Origin of the sequence: Lichenihabitans psoromatis (assembly GCF_004323635.1) — a bacterium.
Lineage (GTDB): Bacteria > Pseudomonadota > Alphaproteobacteria > Rhizobiales > Beijerinckiaceae > Lichenihabitans > Lichenihabitans psoromatis.
In genome coordinates, this window is record NZ_CP036515.1 from 4143868 (window position 1) to 4162237 (window position 18370).

General features: G+C 64.4%; 16 protein-coding genes. 13 read left to right on the plus strand and 3 right to left on the minus strand.

Annotated features, from left to right (window positions below; genetic code table 11):
- Window positions 1-8: 8 nt before the first annotated feature.
- A complete protein-coding gene (locus EY713_RS19395; RefSeq protein WP_425374373.1) occupies window positions 9-1373 on the minus strand; it encodes a nucleotide sugar dehydrogenase in 1365 nt (454 codons plus the stop codon).
- Window positions 1374-1533: 160 nt separating this feature from the next.
- On the opposite strand from EY713_RS19395, the gene EY713_RS19400 reads away from it, so the two are divergent.
- From EY713_RS19400 to EY713_RS19415, 4 genes are all read left to right on the plus strand, one after another.
- On the plus strand, window positions 1534-2784 hold the full coding sequence (locus tag EY713_RS19400; RefSeq protein ID WP_131118303.1) for a BtaA family protein: 1251 nt from the start codon (window positions 1534-1536) through the stop codon (window positions 2782-2784).
- Window positions 2781-3425 (plus strand): class I SAM-dependent methyltransferase, encoded by a 645-nt coding sequence (locus EY713_RS19405; protein ID WP_342635960.1) that lies wholly within the window; start codon window positions 2781-2783, stop codon window positions 3423-3425. Before EY713_RS19400 ends, EY713_RS19405 begins: the two co-directional genes overlap by 4 nt.
- Before the next feature lie 115 nt (window positions 3426-3540).
- Window positions 3541-4206 carry an HAD family hydrolase gene (locus EY713_RS19410; protein ID WP_131118306.1) on the plus strand — a complete coding sequence of 222 codons (666 nt, stop codon included), beginning with the start codon at window positions 3541-3543 and terminating at the stop codon, window positions 4204-4206.
- A gap of 84 nt (window positions 4207-4290) precedes the next feature.
- Entirely contained in the window at window positions 4291-4875 is a 585-nt protein-coding gene (locus EY713_RS19415; protein ID WP_227400984.1) for an exopolysaccharide biosynthesis protein, read from the plus strand.
- A 22-nt stretch (window positions 4876-4897) separates the two neighbouring features.
- On the opposite strand, the gene EY713_RS19420 is transcribed toward EY713_RS19415, so the two are convergent.
- Window positions 4898-6067 (minus strand): MFS transporter, encoded by a 1170-nt coding sequence (locus tag EY713_RS19420; RefSeq protein ID WP_131118308.1) that lies wholly within the window; start codon window positions 6065-6067, stop codon window positions 4898-4900.
- 82 nt (window positions 6068-6149) lie between these two features.
- The gene (gene iolG / locus EY713_RS19425) at window positions 6150-7142 is read right to left on the minus strand and encodes an inositol 2-dehydrogenase (RefSeq protein WP_131118310.1); all 993 of its coding nucleotides are present in this window, start codon (window positions 7140-7142) and stop codon (window positions 6150-6152) included.
- Window positions 7143-7322: 180 nt separating this feature from the next.
- Between iolG and EY713_RS19430 the strand changes: the two genes are divergently transcribed.
- The 9 genes from EY713_RS19430 (at window position 7323) to EY713_RS19470 (ending at window position 18342) form a co-directional block, all read left to right on the plus strand.
- A complete protein-coding gene (locus tag EY713_RS19430) occupies window positions 7323-8171 on the plus strand; it encodes an SDR family oxidoreductase (protein WP_131118312.1) in 849 nt (282 codons plus the stop codon).
- A gap of 15 nt (window positions 8172-8186) precedes the next feature.
- Entirely contained in the window at window positions 8187-10133 is a 1947-nt protein-coding gene (locus EY713_RS19435) for a bifunctional 5-dehydro-2-deoxygluconokinase/5-dehydro-2-deoxyphosphogluconate aldolase (RefSeq protein ID WP_425374323.1), read from the plus strand.
- A gap of 31 nt (window positions 10134-10164) precedes the next feature.
- On the plus strand, window positions 10165-12012 hold the full coding sequence (gene iolD, locus EY713_RS19440) for a 3D-(3,5/4)-trihydroxycyclohexane-1,2-dione acylhydrolase (decyclizing) (protein ID WP_131118316.1): 1848 nt from the start codon (window positions 10165-10167) through the stop codon (window positions 12010-12012).
- Window positions 12013-12039: 27 nt separating this feature from the next.
- The gene (gene iolE / locus EY713_RS19445) at window positions 12040-12939 is read left to right on the plus strand and encodes a myo-inosose-2 dehydratase (RefSeq protein WP_131118319.1); all 900 of its coding nucleotides are present in this window, start codon (window positions 12040-12042) and stop codon (window positions 12937-12939) included.
- Between the two features lie 34 nt (window positions 12940-12973).
- The gene (gene iolB, locus EY713_RS19450) at window positions 12974-13780 is read left to right on the plus strand and encodes a 5-deoxy-glucuronate isomerase (protein ID WP_131118321.1); all 807 of its coding nucleotides are present in this window, start codon (window positions 12974-12976) and stop codon (window positions 13778-13780) included.
- Between the two features lie 70 nt (window positions 13781-13850).
- Complete coding sequence (locus tag EY713_RS19455; RefSeq protein WP_131118323.1) at window positions 13851-14069, plus strand: hypothetical protein; 219 nt, start codon at window positions 13851-13853, stop codon at window positions 14067-14069.
- A 141-nt stretch (window positions 14070-14210) separates the two neighbouring features.
- The gene (gene dnaN, locus EY713_RS19460) at window positions 14211-15329 is read left to right on the plus strand and encodes a DNA polymerase III subunit beta (RefSeq protein WP_131118325.1); all 1119 of its coding nucleotides are present in this window, start codon (window positions 14211-14213) and stop codon (window positions 15327-15329) included.
- A complete protein-coding gene (gene recF, locus EY713_RS19465) occupies window positions 15326-16504 on the plus strand; it encodes a DNA replication/repair protein RecF (RefSeq protein WP_131118327.1) in 1179 nt (392 codons plus the stop codon). The genes dnaN and recF overlap by 4 nt, the downstream gene beginning before the upstream one ends.
- 500 nt (window positions 16505-17004) lie before the next feature.
- Window positions 17005-18342: a UDP-glucose dehydrogenase family protein gene (locus tag EY713_RS19470; RefSeq protein WP_131118330.1), complete on the plus strand. Its 1338-nt coding sequence runs from the start codon at window positions 17005-17007 to the stop codon at window positions 18340-18342.
- Window positions 18343-18370 lie beyond the last annotated feature (28 nt).

Consider the following 18370-nt stretch of genomic DNA (forward strand, 5'->3'; position numbering starts at 1 on the left):
GGAGCCGACTACGCCTTGAAGACGTGGTCCGCCACGATACCGGCTCGCGCGCAGGCGTTGCGGGTGTCGATCACGAGCCGGGCCTGCGCCACCAGCGCCGCGTAATCCACATCGTCATGGTCGGTCGAGATCAGCACGGCATCATAGGCCGCGACGGCCTTTGCGGTCAGATCGACCGACATCCGTCCCGTGAAGCGCGGGTGCTCGCGGATCACCGGGATCACCGGGACGTGAGAGTCGTGGAAGTCGGCGACGGCGCCCCGCTCTTCGATCAGTTCCATCAGGCGTAACGAGGGGCTTTCGCGCGTATCCTCGATATTCTTCTTATAGGCGACACCCATGACCAGGATGCGGGCGCCCTTCAGCCCCCGGCTCGCATGATTGTCCAGCGCGCGGGCCAGCCGCTCGATGACGTAATGCGGCATCGCCGTGTTGATCTCGCCCGCAAGTTCGATGAATCGCGTCGGCGTCTCGAATTCACGCGCTTTCCATGCCAGGTAGAAGGGGTCGATCGGGACGCAATGGCCGCCGAGGCCCGGGCCGGGGTAGAACGGCATGAAGCCGAAAGGCTTGGTCTTGGCGGCGTCGATCACGTCCCAGATGTCGATGCCCATCGGCTCGTAGATGACCTTTAATTCGTTGACGAGCGCGATATTGACCGAGCGAAAGATGTTCTCGGTCAGCTTGACGGCCTCGGCCGTCGCGCTGGAGGCGACCGGAACGGTACGGACCACGAGGCGGCTATAAAGCGCATCGGCGAGCGCCAGCGCATCCGGCCCCTCGCCTCCGACAACCTTCGGGATCGTCGAGGTCTGATAATCGGCGTTGCCGGGATCTTCTCGCTCGGGCGAAAACGCCAGAAAGAAATCGACGCCCGAGCGAAGCCCGCCTGCTTCGAGGATCGGCTTCACACGCTCGCGCGTCGTGCCCGGCCAAGTGGTCGATTCGAGGACGATCAATTGCCCCGGTCGCAGGCGAGTCGCGATGGCCTCGGCGGTTTTGTCGATGAAGGACATATCGGGCTCGCGCTGACGCGTCAGCGGCGTCGGGACGCAGATCAGAATAGCGTCGGGTTCGTCCAGCCGGGCGAAATCATCCGTGGCCACGAAACGTCCATCGCGCGCCGCCGTGTTGATCGCCTCGGTCGGGATATGTTTGACGAAGCTCTCACCGCGGTTGAGTTGCGCCACCCGCGGGCCGTTGATGTCAAAACCGAGGACGCGAAATTCGGCCTTCGCGGCTGCGAGCGCCAAGGGAAGGCCGACATAGCCGAGCCCTATGATGCCGATCAGGCAGGACCGATCCTCGATCTTCTGCAGCAGGGGCGCGACGGCAGCAGGTGCCGTATGACCAGATGCGACCGTCAATCCCAACCTCGTTTGCAAGAACGCGCCGCGCGTCGCGGCGTCCTGCAGTCCTTAGCCGCAATGAGGGTGGGCACCAAACCAAAGGCGTCCCGGCATCGCGGTCACGCCTTGGTCACACAAACCGACTACCGCCGCGCAACGCAGCATCTCATTTTTAGGTGAACCCATGTCGGAATCAGTTCGCGCGATGCGCCGCGAGACGACTGCAAATCTCGAATCGGCGGTTCACAGCAATCGTGCCTTGTCGCGGGCGGGCCTGCTCGAACGCTTGTTCACCTTGGCGTTCAGCGGCCTCGTCTATCCGCAGATTTGGGAAGATCCGATAGTCGATATGGCTGCCCTCGAGATCGGCCCCGACGACCACATCGTCGCCATCGCGTCCGGGAGCTGCAACGTCCTTTCCTATCTGACCGCGAACCCGGCCTCGATCAGCGCGGTCGATCTCAACGCGGCCCATGTGGCACTCGGCCGCTTGAAGCTCTGCGCGGCGCAGCACCTGCCTGACCATGCCGCCTTCTTCGCTTTTTTTGGACGGGCGGCCTCGCGCGCCAATGTGGCGGCCTATGACCAGGACATTCAACCGCATCTCGATTCGTTGTCGCGGGCCTATTGGAATGCACGCGGCGTCAGCGGTCGACGGCGCATCGACGGCTTTTCGGGCAACTTCTATCGTCGCGGTCTGTTGGGCCGCTTCATCGGAGCAGGCCATCTGCTGGCTCGCCTCTATGGCTGCGATCCGCGTGCCATGTTGCAGGCCGACAGCTTGACGGCGCAGCGCTCGCTCTACGATCGGCATCTCGCGCCGGTGCTCGACAAGGGGTTCGTGCGCTGGTTGATCCGGCAGCCCGCCTCGCTCTATGGCTTGGGCATTCCGCCGGCGCAATATAGCGCCTTGTCGAACGATCTACCGGGCGGCATCGCGGCCGTCCTGCGCCAGCGGCTGGAGCGATTGGCCTGCGGGTTCGACATCAAAACAAACTATTTTGCCTGGCAGGCCTTCGGTCGGCGCTATGATCAAGCGCCCGACGCGTCGCTCCCGCCCTATCTGCAACGCGACAATTTCGCAGCCATCCGCGATCGAAGCGATCGGGTCACCTACCGTCAGCAATCGATGACGGCGTTCCTCGAGACGAAGCCGGCGCGCAGCCTCGATTGCTACGTGCTTCTTGACGCACAGGACTGGATGACAGACGCCCAATTAACCGCCCTCTGGACCGAGATCACGCGAACCGCGAAGCCTGGGGCTCGCGTGATCTTTCGCACCGCGGCGGACGAGCGTTGCCTGCCGGGCCGGGTGCCGGCGCCCATCCTCAATGCCTGGACCTATGATGAGGAGCGAAGCCGAAGCCTCGGGGCGCGCGATCGCTCGTCGATCTATGGCGCCTTCCATCTCTACACGCTTGCGACCGTCGCGTGAGCGACGCCGCAAGTTTGATGGATCGGATGTATCGCTGGCAGCGGCACATCTACGATGCCAGCCGGAAATTCTATTTGCTGGGACGCGACGGACTGATCGCCGACCTCGCCCCTCCGCCCGGCGCCCATATCCTGGAAGTCGGCTGTGGCACAGGACGCAACCTGATCGCGATCGCGCGCGCTTATCCCACCGCCCGATGTTATGGTCTCGACGTCTCGGCCGAGATGCTGGCGACGGCGGAAAACGCGGTCGCCCGGGCCGGCTTGAGCGAGCGCATCGTGCTGCGACAGGCCGACGCGACCGCCTTCAACCCCCATGTCTTGTTCGGACGGGACGGCTTCGATCGCATCGTCATTTCCTATGCGCTGTCGATGATTCCACCCTGGAGGGCGGTGCTCGATCAAGCGACGCACCACCTCGCGGCGCGCGGATCGCTTCACATCGTCGATTTCGGCGACGGCAGCGATCTCCCGGCCTGGTTCCGCGCGGCGCTGACGGGCTGGCTCGGCTGGTTCCATGTCGAGCCGCGTGTTCAGTTGCCGGCTCGTCTCCACGAGGTCGCGACGGCGCGCAATCTCGTGCTCAGTCATGCCACTCCGTTTCGAGGTTACGCGGTTTACGCGGTGCTCCGGCGGCCCTAGGAGAAGCTGGGCAGCACTGCGGCTCCGGGCGTTTTATGTTTTGCCGCGACCGTGTAGAGACGGGGTCCGATAGCTCGGCGCTTCGCGTCTCCAACGACGGCTCGATATCCAATCCATGACCGCAACCTTGCTCTTCGATCTCGACGGGACGATCGTCGAAACCGACCACGTCCATTTCAAAGCGTTTCAAAACACCTTCGCGCCGCATGGCGTGAGCGTCGATTGGGAGACCTATCGCAAAACGATCATCGGCAAGGCCAATCCGGCCATTGCGGCCGCTTTTCTGCCGCATGTTCCGGTTGATCGTCACCACGCCATCATGGAGAGCAAAGAGGCGGCCTATCGCGCCCTGCTCGGTGAGATCGAGCCGGCGCCGGGGCTGCTCGACTTGCTGGCCTGGGCCGAGCGACACGCCATCCCCTGCGCGGTCGTCACCAATGCGCCGCGCGCCAACGCCGAACTGGTGCTGAAGTCGCTCGGGCTCGACACCCGCTTCGACGTCTTAGTGATCGGACCTGAACTCGCCGACGCGAAACCGCATCCGCTGCCTTATCTGACGGCCCTCGCGTTGCTCGGCGGAGCAGCGGCCTCGTCGGTCGCGTTCGAGGATTCGCCCTCCGGCGCCACCTCGGCGGTTGCGGCTGGCCTTGGCGTCGTGGGTCTGCTGACCTCCGTCGACGCGAGCGATCTGACCGCCGTCGGGGTCGAGATCATGGCGAAGGATTTCACAGATGCGGCCGTGCTGGCCTATGTGAGCGAGCGGACCGGAACGGCGCGCTAGCTCGGTCTCGTCCAGACACACGCTTGGCTTGTGCGATCACGACCGCTAAAGAAGAGCCGCTTCACGAAAGGCAAACCCGTTTCCATGCGCATGTCCCAGGTGCTGAGCAGTCTCGCCGACGAGCCTGGGGAGCGGATCACGATCAGGACGATCTTCGGTGCCTTGAGCGACCGATCGTTCGCGATTCTGATCGTGCTGCTCGGTCTGCCGAATTGCCTACCGATGCCGCCCCCGATCCCATCCATATCGGCGCTGCTGCTGATCCTCATCGCTGTGCAGATCGCGATCCGGCGGCCGGCTCCCTGGCTCCCGAACTCGCTGATGGGACGCTCGATCAAGCAGGCCGATCTCGGTAAGGCGATCCGCCGCGCGTTGCCGGTCGTCAACACGCTCGAGCGTTGGTCGAAACCGCGGCTGCACATTTTCGGCGCGCGAACGGGGGCGATTCTCACCGGCGCGATGTTGATCGTCATGGCGCTCGGCATGCTCACGGCGGCCCCGCTCATTGGTCAGGTGCCCTTCGGCCTTGGGGTTTGCCTGATGGGGCTGGGTCAGTCTGAGCGTGACGGCGTTCTGGTCGCATCCGGCCTGCTGGCCGGAGTGATCGGCGCCGCGCTGAGCGCCAGCTTCCTCTACGCCGTCATCCTCGCGGTCAGAGAATTGCTCTGACGACGGTTGGAGCTTTCCGGCATCACTCAGCCGGGCGTTGCGCCATCATCTGCTTGGCGCCGCTCTGGGCCATGAGCGTCAAAGCCAGCGCCACGACCGCGACCCCTGCCCCAAGCCACGGCAATTGCGCGTAATGGACCCCGGCGTTGATCGCGAAGCCGCCTACCGCCGCACCGATTGCGTTACCGAAGTTGAACGCCCCCTGGTTCAGGATCGAAGCGAGGTTCGGCGCATCCGAGGCCGCTTCGACGACCCAGATTTGAAGCGGTGCCCCGAGTGCGAACGCGAGGGCGCCCCACACCATCATGGTCAGCACAGCCGGAATGGCGGCGTGGCACGTGAACGCGAAAATCACCAGAACCGCGATGATGCAGCAGAGAATCGTCTTCACGGTTCCGGTCAAATTGCGGTCGGCGAACGGACCGCCGATGATATTTCCGGCCGTCAAGCCGAATCCGAACAGCAGCAGCGCGAACGTCACCTGACCCGGGGTGAGGCCGCTGACGGTCTCCAGCAGCGGCGTGATATAGGTGAAGACCGCGAACAGGCTCACGGACGAGGTGGCGCTGATCAACATGGGCATCAGCACGCGCCATTGCGCGAGCGCTCGAAATTCGGACCCGAGGCCGTTACGCGCGCCGGCAAGGCCCGAGGGTACGAAAATCGCGATCGCACCGGCCGCAATCACACCGATGCCGGTCACGGCCCAGAAGGCGGCGCGCCATCCGGCGACCTGGCCGAGTGCCGTGCCGAGTGGAACGCCGAGCATGTTGGCTAGCGTCAAGCCGCCGATCAGCAAGGCCACCGCCTGAGTCCGCTTGTTGCGCGGCGCGAGGTCCCGCGCCACGACGGCACCGATCCCGAAGAAAGACCCATGGGCGAAGGCCGTCAGCACTCGAGCGACCATCAAGCTCGTGTAGGTCGGGGCCAGAGCGCAGGCGATATTGCCGATGATGAAGATGGCCATCAGGGCCAGAAGAGCCGATTTACGGGGGAAGCGCGCGGTCGCGACGGCCACGATCGGCGCCCCCACCGCAACCCCCATCGCATAGCCGGACACGAGCAACCCCGCCTGCGGAACGGAGACACCGAGGCTATGGGCCACATCGGGCAAGAGGCCCATGATGACGAATTCGGTGGTGCCGATTCCGAAGGACGCAATGGCGAGGGCGAGAAGCGGCAGAGACAGCACGGGCAGCGGTTCCGGTTCGCCGCACCCTTAGCCTGCCGCATCGCACAAATCCATACGGCACTGCGGCATAGGAGCTCGGCGCTTAAGCCGTGATCTCGATGCGGCGCTTCTCCTGTGCGGATTGAGTCGCGGCATCGCTCAGCATCTGTGCCCGCAGTCCGTCCTGTCCGGACGGTGTCGGCGCCGTTCCGGACGTGACGGCTTTGACGAAAGCGTCGAGTTCAAGCCGATAGGCGCTCGCATAGCGTTCGAGGAAAAAGTTCTGCACCGGATCGGCGTTGAAGCCCGCCGCGCTCGCGAAATCCACGGTCGTTTCGTGAATGTTGCCGGCGCGGAGCATGCCCTTCGAGCCATGCACCTCGACCCGCTGATCATAGCCGTAGGTGGCGCGACGTGAATTCGAGATCTGCGCGATCTTGCCGGACCCTGTCTCGAGCAGAACGGCCGCCGTATCGACATCGCCGGCCTCCCCGATCGCGGGATCGACGAGCGCGCTTCCGGCAGCCGTGACGGCGATTGGCTCTTCGCCGAGCAGGAAGCGCGCCATGTCGAAATCATGGATCATCATGTCGCGGAACAGGCCGCCGGACCGGGCGATGTAGCTGACCGGCGGCGGAGATGGGTCGCGCGAGATGATGGTGACGATCTCGATATCGCCGGCGAGGCCGTGATCGAGCCGCGCCTTGAGGGTCGCGAAGTTTGGGTCGAAGCGGCGATTGAAACCGATCATCAGCGGCACCGCGGCCTGTGCGACGACATCGAGGCAGGCGCGAATGCGATCTGAGCTGAGATCGACCGGCTTCTCGCAGAAGATCGCCTTGCCGGCACGCGCGGCTTTCTCGATCAAGTCGGCGTGGAGATCGGTCGGGGCGCAAATCAGCACCGCGTCGATGTCGGAGGCGGTCAGGATGGCGTCGGCAGCACGAACCTCCGCGCCGGTCTGCTGGGCGAGCGCTGTGGCGCTGGCCGCGTCCGCATCCGCGATGGCCACAAGCCGCGCGTCAGATCGTGTCGCGACATTGCCACCGTGAATGCGCCCAATGCGCCCTGCCCCGATCAGTCCAAATCTTACCATCTCGTGATGCTCCCGATCGCTTGCTGTGGTCGACGCCAAGGACAAGCAAAACCTCGCGGCTCAAGCCGTCAAATTACACAATTGAAAGAAGAACGCATATTCTGAATTGACGCCAGAACGGAATTATTGTTTCATATTTTGAGATGAACGCCCTGCAAGAGGGGTCATTGGGAGGCCGTGATGAGCCACAACGCCAATCCAGCTTTCGCAAGAACCGCCGCGCCGAGCCATGAGCCACTGGCCGGCAAGGTCGCGCTGATAACCGGCGCAACGCAGGGGCTTGGCAAAGCTGTCGCAGAGCGATTCGCCGCCACCGGAGCGTCGGGCCTCGTCCTCTGCGGACGCAACACCACCAATGGGGCTGCGATTGCTGCGGCTCTGAACCGTGACGGTTGTCGGACCATCTTCGTTCGGACCGACTTGTCGTCGGTTGCAGATTGTCGCGCGGCCGTGGCGCGCGCCGATGCCGAATTTGGACGGCTCGACATCCTCGTCAATGCGGGTGGCATCACCGACCGGGGCAATATCTTTGACACCACCGAAGAGGGCTTCGACCGCATGTTCGCCACCAACGTGCGCGGCCCCTTTTTCTTGATGCAGGACGCCGTTCTGCTCATGCGACGCGAGCGGATCGAGGGATCGATCGTCAATATCCAATCAATGGCGGCACATGGCGGCCAGGCCTTCATCGCGGCCTATTCGGCCTCCAAGGCCGCGCTCGCGGCGCTGACCCGCAACACTGCTCATGCCCTGCTCAACTACCGCATCCGCGTCAACGGCCTCAACATCGGCTGGATGGCAACGCCGGGTGAGGATGCGACCATGAAGACCTATCACGGCGCCGCCGACGGCTGGCTGGAAGCCGCCATGAAGACGAGACCGTTCGGCCGGCTGATCGATCCCGACGAGGTGGCACGCGCCTGCGTCTATCTCGCCTCGAGCCAGTCGGGCCTGATGACCGGATCGAACATCGACTTCGATCAGACCGTCACGGGCGCGGCCGATGCGCCACTCGCCCGCGAAGACTGACCAGCGCGTCCGCCGATGTCCGAGGATCGAACCATGTCGTCCGCTCATCCGACCCTCGATCTAATCGCGATCGGCCGGTCCTCCGTTGATCTCTACGGCGCGCAGATCGGTGGGCGCTTGGAGGATATGGCGAGCTTCTCGAAGGCGGTCGGCGGCTGCCCGACCAATATCGCGATCGGGACCGCGCGGCTCGGGCTGAAGAGCGGTCTTGTGACGCGCGTCGGTGACGAGCATATGGGCCGGTTCATCCGCGAGCAGTTGGCCCGCGAGGGGGTCGATGTCGATGGCGTCCATACCGATGCGGAGCGGCTGACAGCTCTTGTGATCCTGGGCGTCCGCGATCAGAAGACGTTCCCGCTGATCTTCTATCGCGACAATTGCGCCGATGCCGCGCTCGACGACACCGATATCGACGACGCCTACATCGCCAGTGCGGCCGCGATCGTGGTCACGGGGACGCATTTCGCTCATCGCAAGGCCGCCGAGGCGCAAACCAAAGCGATCGGGATCGCCCGCCGCCATGGTCGCAAGGTGATCTTCGATGTCGATTACCGCCCGAACCTCTGGGGTCTTGCGGGCCACGGGGCCGGCGAGGAACGCTACATCAAATCGCGTGGGGTCACGGCGCTTCTGGCGCCGGTGCTGCCCGACTGCGACGTGATCGTCGGAACCGAAGAAGAACTGATGATCGCCGGCGGCGCGGACGATCCGCTCGACGCGATCCGGGCGATCCGAGCCGTGAGCGCGGCGCTTATCGTCTGCAAGCGCGGCCCCATGGGTTGCGTCGTCTTCGATGCGGCCATCCCAGCCTCGATCGAGGACGGCATCAAAGGGCCTGGCTTCCCGGTCGAGGTGCTGAACGTGCTCGGCGCCGGCGACGCGTTCATGTCCGGTTTCCTGCGGGGCTACCTGCGGGGCGAACCCCTCGAGACGACATGCGCCTATGCCAATGCCTGCGGGGCCTTCGCGGTCTCGCGGCTGCTCTGTTCGGTCGAATATCCGACCTTCACCGAGCTGACCCAATTTTTGCGTCAGGGCGTCACGTCTCCGCAGCTGCGGCGCGATGCGGGACTCAACCACATTCATTGGGCGACGACACGCGATGCGCTCACGCCGCGCCACGCCCATCCCAAGCGGATCATGGCTTTCGCGATCGATCATCGCATGCAACTCGAAGCCATGGCCGACGAGGCCGGCGCCTCGCGCCAGCGGATCGCAGCCCTCAAGGTGTTGGCCGTTGACGCGACCGTAGCGGTGGCAGACGGCCGCGACGGCTTCGGCATGTTGCTCGATGGCCAACACGGACAAGACGCCTTGTTTCGAGCCGCAGGCCACCCGCTTTGGATCGGGCGGCCGGTGGAGCGGCCAGGATCGCGGCCGCTCGATTTCGAGGGCGATGGCTCGCTCGGCGCGATGCTGAACGAATGGCCGCTCGCCCATACCATCAAATGCCTCTGCTTCACCCATCCCGACGATCCCGCTGCGTTGACGGCGCGCCAGGATCGCGAATTGCTGCGGCTTTCCGATGCGGCCCGCAAAGGCAACCATGAGCTGCTGATCGAGATCATCGCGGGCAAGCACGGCACGCTGACCGACACGACCGTTGCGAGCGTCATCGCTCGACTCTACGGGCTCGGCATCAAGCCCGATTGGTGGAAGCTCGAAAGCCAGCCGAGCGCGGCGGCTTGGGAGGCGATCGCCACCACGATCAAGGCCAACGATCCTTATGCGCGCGGCGTCATGCTGCTCGGCTTGGATGCGCCGGAAGATGAGTTGTTGGCTGCCTTCCGGCTCGCCGGGGCATGCGACATGGTCAAGGGATTCGCGGTCGGCCGCACGATCTTCGGCGAGCCCGCCCGCGCTTGGTTTGCCGGGCAGATCGACGATGCCGAGGTCACGGCCAGAATGGCGGGTCGATTCGAGCGGCTCGTCGACGCATGGCTGGCCATCCGGCCGAATTGATCCGATACAAGCCGAGGGGAGGGAGAGCGCCATGTCGACCGTCAGATTGACCGCCGCACAGGCACTCGTGCGGTATCTCGGCCAGCAGCAAACCGAGGTCGATGGAGCGCGCGTGCCGCTCTTCGCTGGCATCTGGGCGATCTTCGGTCATGGCAATGTCGCCGGCATGGGCGAAGCATTGCAGGCCGCAAGCGAGACGCTCCCGACCTACCGGGCCCATAACGAGCAGGCGATGGCCCATAGCGCGATTGCCTTCGCCAAAGCGACTCGGCGGCGGCGCATGATGGCCTGCACGACGTCGATCGGCCCCGGCGCCACCAATATGGTGACGGCCGCCGCCCTGGCGCATGTCAATCGGCTGCCGATCCTGCTTCTGCCGGGCGACGTCTTCGCGAATCGTCGGCCCGATCCGGTGCTGCAGCAGATCGAGGATTTCGGCGACGGCACGGTCTCGGCGAATGATTGCTTCCGCCCCGTCTCTCGGTATTTCGACCGCATCACCCGCCCCGAGCAGATCATGCCGGCGCTCGAACGTGCGCTTTCGGTGCTGACCGACCCGGCCGAATGCGGCCCCGTGACCCTGGCGTTCTGTCAGGACGTCCAAGCCGAAGCCTATGATTACCCCGTGAGCTTCTTCGACGAGCGCTTGCGCCGCATCCGCCGTCCCGAACCCGACCGCGATGAGCTGCGGCAGGCGGTCGACCTGCTGAAAGCGGCCCGCAAGCCGCTGATCGTGGCGGGCGGCGGCGTTCTTTATTCGGGAGCCGAGGCGGCACTTGCCTCGTTTGCCGAGACGCTCGGCATTCCGGTGGTCGAAACGCAAGCCGGCAAGTCCGCATTGCCGCATGACCATGCCGCAAGCCTCGGGGCCGTCGGGGTCACCGGCACCGCCGCCGCCAATGCCATGGCGGTGGAGGCCGATCTGGTGCTGGCGATCGGCACACGTCTCGCCGATTTCACGACGGGCTCATCGGCTCTCTTCGCCAACCCGGATTGCCGCCTCGTGACGCTGAACGTCCAAGCATTCGACGCGGGCAAATACGGCGCGACGCCGCTGGTGGCCGATGCATTGGTCGGTCTCGAGGCGCTCCGGGTCGCGATCGGCACCTATCGCGCGCCCCAGGATTGGACCAGCAAGGCAGCGTCCGAGAAGCGACATTGGGTCGAGACGGCCGGCCGCTATACTGACCCGAGCAATGTCGAGATGCCGTCCGACGCGCAAGTCATCGGCGCGGTTCAGCGATGCGCCGTCGCGTCCGACATCGTGGTCTGTGCCGCCGGGGGATTGCCGGGCGAACTGCACAAATTGTGGAAATCGAGTCAGCCGCTCGGCTACCATGTCGATTATGGGTTTTCCTGCATGGGCTATGAGATCGCGGGCGGGCTCGGCGTCAAGCTTGCCCAGCCCGATCGGGAGGTGTTCGTCCTGCTCGGCGACGGCTCATACCTGATGATGAATTCCGAGATCGCCACCTCGGTCATGCTCGGGCTGAAGCTGACGCTGGTGCTGCTCGACAATGGCGGTTTTGGGTGCATCAACCGGCTGCAGAAGGCGACCGGCGGCGCGGCGTTCAACAACCTTCTGGCGGATTCCAAACACGTCACGCTCCCGCTCCTCGATTTTGCCGCGCATGCTCGCAGTCTGGGGGCCGAGGCCGTGAAAGTCTCGGGCATCGCGGATCTCGAGACGGCTCTGCACAGAGCCCGCAGCGGATCGCGGACACAGGTGATCGTGATCGACACCGACGCCGCCCCAAGCACGGATGCGGGCGGCGCATGGTGGGATGTGGCGGTGCCGCAAGTCTCTCAACGGCGCGAGGTCGAAGAGGCCCACGACACTTACGCGCGCCACCGCACCCACCAGCGTCTCGCGATCTGACGGTCAACCGAGAAGGACCTTCGTCTCATGTCACTTCGTATTGGCGCCAACCCGATCGGCTGGTCGAACGACGATCTCCTGGAGATCGGCGGAGACATTCCGCTCGAGACGTGTCTCGCCGAAGCCCGGGAGGCCGGCTTCGTCGGTATGGAGCTCGGCAACAAATTCCCGCGGACCCCCGATGCCCTGAAGGCCGCTCTCGCGCCATTCGACATGGCGTGCATCGGGGGCTGGCACTCGGTGGAGTTGCTCGAGCGCTCGGCCGAGGAGGAGTTCGCACGCGCCAAACCGCATCGAGACCTGCTGAAGGCGATGGGGACGGACGTCTTCATCGTGGCAGAAACCTCGAACGCGATCCACGGCCGGCGTGACATGCCGCTGTCGAACCGGCCCATCATGGAAGCGGGAGCCTGGGCGACTTACGGGACCCGCATGACGGACTTTGCCGAGCGCCTCGCGGCCGAGGGTTTCCGGCTCTGCTACCACCATCACATGGGAACGATCGTCCAGTCCGAGGCCGACATCGATGCCTTCATGGCCGCCACGACGCTTCCGGTGAATCTGCTGCTCGATACCGGGCATGCGACCTGGGGCGGCGCCGATCCGGCTGCCTTGGCCAAGCGATACAGGTCGCGCATCTCTCACGTTCATTGCAAGGACGTGCGACCCACCGTGCGGACCCGTGTCGAGGCAGAGGACTGGAGCTTCCTCGACGCGATCCTCGGCAAGGGCGACGACCTTGGGATCTATACGGTGCCCGGCGATGGCTGCGTCGACTATGTCGCCGTCTTCGAGGCGCTTTCGGGCTATTCGGGCTGGGTCGTGGTCGAAGCCGAACAGGACCCGAACAAAGCCAATCCGCTCGCCTATGCGAAAAAGGGCGTGGCCCATCTCAAGGCCGCGCTGCATGAGGCCGGCTTGGCTTAAGCCGCCTGGACATTCCGCAAACGAGAACCGAGTCATGTCGCAATCGCCCCTTTTGGTTCACCCCTCGGCGCCCGACCGGGATGGCCGCATCCATGCCGTGACGCCAAAGAGTGCTGGCTGGACCTATGTCGGCTTCGAGGTCTACGATCTGGCGGCGGGATCGGCGCTCCGTCGCGAGACCGGCAGCACCGAAGTCTGCCTTGTGATCCTGTCCGGTCGCGCCACCATCACGGCCGGCGACAAAGACATCGGCACGATCGGCGAGCGCCACTCCGTCTTCGAGGGCTTACCGTGGTCGGTCTATGTCCCGGCCGGGTCGCAGTGGCAGGTCGTGGCAGAAGGGCCGTGCGAGCTGGCGGTCTGTGCCGCCCCCTCCTCCGGCGGCCGCCCGCCCGTCCTGATCGGCCCCGACAAGGTCGGACAGGAAACGCGCGGCAAGGGCAGCAACACCCGACATGTCCGCAATATCCTTCCCGACAGCAGTCCGATCGCCGAAAGCCTGCTGGTGGTGGAGGTCATGACGCCAAGCGGCAATTGGTCGAGCTATCCGCCCCATAAGCACGACCGCGACGCCTTGCCGGCCGAAAGCCTTTTGGAGGAGACCTATTATCATCGCCTCAACCCCAAACAGGGTTATGGCGTGCAGCGGGTCTATACGGACGACCGCTCGCTCGACGAGACCATGGCGTTCGGCGACCGAGACGTCGTGCTAGTGCCCCGCGGCTATCATCCGGTTGGGGCAGCCCACGGCTACGACCTGTTTTACCTGAACGTGATGGCCGGCCCGCAGCGGATCTGGCGTTTTTACAACGACCCGGACCATGAATGGATGGTCGGCTAAGCGCCGGCGTCTCCATATCCTCGCTTCAATTCGGCACCAGAGTAACGGCTCACACATCCGAGGGTCCGACGTGAGCTTTCAACTGGTGCGTGCAACCGACGACGAAATCGTCGTCTGGCACACGGAACACGGTCATATCTACCTCTACGAAATCCCGCCCAAAGCCCGTGACCTGACGATGCGCTGGTTCAAGAATATTCCCGACGCGACCCAGGATGCCGAAAGTCTGAAATCGGAAGCGCAGATTTATGCGACCGAACAGTCCCGCATTCGGCGTCTGATCGGCTGAACCTGCATGATCGGCACGCTTTCGACCCGATGGGTCGGCGTTGCCGCTTGCGTAATTCCCAAACTTTGGCAAAAGTCGCGGCCCCCGCGACGGCTTTGGCCGAAGCTGTGGCGATGTGTCTAAAGCGATCGGTGAGCCGCCATGAAAGTCACTCTTGAACGCGCGGCCTTGTTGAAATCTCTCGGCCACGTCCATCGCGTCGTGGAACGACGGACCACAATCCCGATCCTGTCGAACGTGCTGATCCGCGCCGAGGCGGGTGCGCTGAAATTGAAAGCCACCGACCTCGATCTCGAAGTCACCGAGACGCTTCCGGCCGATGTGGGGCAGCCGGGCGCCACCACCCTGCCGGCCCATACGCTGCACGATATCGTGCGGAAGCTGCCTGATGGCTCGCAGGTCACGCTGGAGATGACCGGCGACACAAGCCAGTTGGTGCTTCGCTCCGGCCGCTCGCGCTTCCAGTTGCAATGTCTGCCCGAGAGCGATTTCCCGGATCTGTCGGCCGGCGAACTCACGCACAGCTTCAAGCTCGTAGGTGCCCAGCTCAAGCAGTTGATCGACAAGACTCAATTCGCGATCTCGACGGAGGAGACGCGCTATTACCTCAACGGCATCTACATGCACACGATGGAGGTCGAAGGCCGCGCCGTGATGCGGGTGGTGTCGACCGACGGACATCGACTGGCGCGGGTCGAGATCCCCGCCCCGGAGGGCTCGGTCGAGATGCCGGGCATCATCATCCCCCGGAAAGCCGTCTCCGAGATCCAGAAGCTGATCGAGGATCCGACCGCCGACGTCATGCTCGAACTCTCGTCGACCAAGATCCGCCTGACGTTCGGTGGCGTGATCCTGACCACCAAGCTGATCGACGGGACCTTCCCCGATTATGCCCGTGTGATCCCGACCGGCAACGACAAGTTTCTCACGGTCGAGAAGGGCCCGTTCGCGGCGGCCGTCGACCGCGTCTCGACGATTTCGTCGGAGCGTGGACGCGCCGTGAAGCTGGCGATTGCCGATGGCAAGCTCATCCTGAGCGTCACCAACCCGGATTCGGGCTCGGCCACCGAGGAACTCGACGTCGATTACGACGCCGCACCAATCGATATCGGCTTCAACGCGCGCTATCTGCTCGACATCACCGAGCAACTCGACAACGACACGGCGTTGCTGAAGCTGGCGGATTCAGGCTCGCCGACGCTGGTCCAGGATCGAGAGGGCGCTTCCGCCATCTACGTGCTGATGCCGATGCGGGTTTGAGGGCGGCCACCCGCTTCCCAACGATCCGACGGCTGATCCTCGCCGATTTTCGGTCCTATGCGGCCCTCGATATCCGGGTCACCGGCCAGATGGTTCTGCTGACCGGCGACAATGGCGCTGGAAAGACCAATCTGCTCGAAGCGTTGTCGATGCTGACGCCGGGCCGCGGTTTGCGGCGGGCCGACGCCGCCGATCTCGCGCGCGCCGGCGGTTCCGGTAATTGGGCCGTCTCGATCGAGCTCGACGACAGCGATCATCATGGCGCGTCGGTGCGGCAAATCGGAACCGGGATCGAAACCAGCGAGGGGTCGACGGCCCGGCGCTGCCGGATCGATCGCGCCGTCGTACCGTCCGCGAAATCCTTCGCGGATCATCTGCGCGTCGTCTGGCTTACGCCCGCGATGGATGGTTTATTCGCCGGCCCGGCCACGGAGCGTCGCCGCTTTCTGGATCGGATCGTGCTCACGGTCGACGCCGACCATGCGACACGCGTCAATGCCCTCGATCGCGCGCTCCGCAACCGCAATCGCATTCTTGAGGATGGACGCGCCGGATCCTTGAACCGCGCCTGGGCCGAGGCGGCCGAACACGAAGTCGCCGGGCTCGGGGTCGCGGTCGCGGCCGCACGGGCCGAAACGGTCGCTCGACTGGTCGCGCTGATCGCGGAGACACGGGACGACGCCTCCCCTTTTCCCTGGGCCGACGTGATGCTGCGGGGCGATGTCGAGACCTTGCTGGAGCGCCATCCGGCCGTCGAGGTCGAAGACCTCTATCGAGACATGCTGCGGAGCAGCCGACCGCGCGACATGGCCGCGGGGCGAACCAGTATCGGCCCGCATGTCTCGGATCTTCTCGTTCGCCACGGCCCGAAGGCGGTCGAGGCCGCCCGCGCCTCGACAGGTGAGCAGAAGGCACTCGTGGTCGGGCTGGTGCTGGCGCAGGCGCGGCTCGTCGCCTCGTTGAGCGGCATCGCGCCCATGATCCTGCTCGACGAGATCGCGGCGCATTTCGATCCCTCCCGGCGGCGCGCGCTATTCGCCGCGCTTCGGTCCCTCGGCGGGCAGGTCTTCATGACGGGAGCCGACCCGGTTGCCTTCGGAGATGCGGGCGCCATCACGCGGTTGACGGTCGAGGCTGGATCGATCCGAGCAACACCCGATGATGCGCCCATGTGACACGCGAATCGGACGATGGTTCGATCGCGTCCACCGTCGGAGAATCCCACAACTCGGGGACTTGCCAGATCGTCTTAGTTTCCGTTACGTCAGCTAAGCTCTTTTTGTCTTACGACTGATATGAACGCGTTCTAGAGCAGCGTCGATCTTGGTCAATCGTGTGGGCGTTGACGATGCCTCTCTCGTGGGGCGCGTCGAGATATGATGGGCGGGGCCGAACGGCCCGTCGGCGATCGGGGCTGGATCGCGATGGGTTCGACGGGTCTGGCTGGGTGAGGCGCGGCATGCAGCGATCGCTGGGTGTTGCATGCGCGAATGGTGGACATACGGGTCGCCGCGGGTGAGATCATTGCCGCGACGACGACAAGCATGCGTTGCGACAGACTGCAAAGCCGCATCGAGACGGAACCGGCTCACGGTTCGATGATCTCGATGAGGCCGCAACCGAAGCCTGAGGGGGCGCCGGCTTCGGGTTTATGCCCCATGTGGAAAGGATCCTGATGCGTATCGCGATGATCGGGACAGGCTACGTCGGTTTGGTGTCGGGAGCGTGTTTCTCGGAATTCGGCACCAATGTCGTTTGCGTCGACAAGGATGCGACGAAGATCGAGAATCTGAAGCGCGGCCAGATGCCGATCTTCGAGCCGGGCTTGTCGGACCTCGTCGCCAACAACGTTCGGGCGGGACGCCTGTCGTTTTCCGGCGATCTGAAACCCGCCGTGGCGGGTGCGGGCGCGGTCTTCATCGCGGTCGGCACGCCCTCGCGACGCGGCGACGGACACGCCGACCTGTCCTATGTGTTTGCGGCCGCGGAGGAAATTGCCCACGCGCTGTCGGGCTATACGGTCATCGTGACAAAATCGACCGTGCCGGTCGGCACCGGGCGGCAGGTCGCCGACGTCATCGCCAAGGCGCGACCCGATCTCATGCTCGGGCGCGACTTCGACGTGGTCTCGAACCCCGAATTCCTGCGCGAGGGTTCGGCGATCAGCGACTTCATGCGCCCCGACCGCGTCGTGATCGGCACCATGTCGAATGCCGATCGTGCCCGGGCGGTGATGCGCGAACTCTACCGCCCGCTTTATCTGTCCGAAACGCCGGTCCTATTCACCAAGATCGAGACCTCCGAGCTCATCAAATATGCCGCGAACTGTTTCCTCGCGACGAAAATCACGTTCATCAACGAGATCGCGGACCTCTGCGAAGCCGTTGGAGCGGACGTGCAGGAGGTGTCGAACGGCATCGGCCTCGACGGCCGCATCGGCAAGAAATTCCTGCATGCGGGTCCCGGCTATGGCGGATCCTGCTTCCCGAAAGATTGCATGGCGTTGATCCGCACCGCGCGCGAAACGGGAACGCCGATCACCATCGTCGAGACCGTGTCGGCCATCAACGACGCCCGCAAACTCAAGATGGCCGATCGCGTCGAAAGCGCGATGGGCGGATCCCTTACGGGCAAGCGCCTGGCGGTGCTCGGCCTCACCTTCAAGCCCAACACGGATGATATGCGCGACAGCCCGAGCCTTGCGATCGTGCCGGCGCTGGTCAGCAAAGGCGCGGTCGTCCGGGTCTACGACCCCGAAGGCATGGACGAAGCCCGCAAGGTCATCGGCGATGTCGAATGGGCCAGCGACACCTACGATGCACTCGACGGCGCCGATGGCGTCGTCTTCATCACGGAATGGAATGAATTCCGTTCGCTCGATTGGGCGCGTGTCGCCAAGCTGATGCGCGGCCGCGTCGTGGTCGATCTTCGCAACATCTACGCCCCGGATCGGGTCGCGGATGCCGGCTTCACCTATCACTCGCTGGGCCGAGCATCCGTGTCGCCCCAATGATCGCTCCGCTGCGCGTTACGTAGCGTTG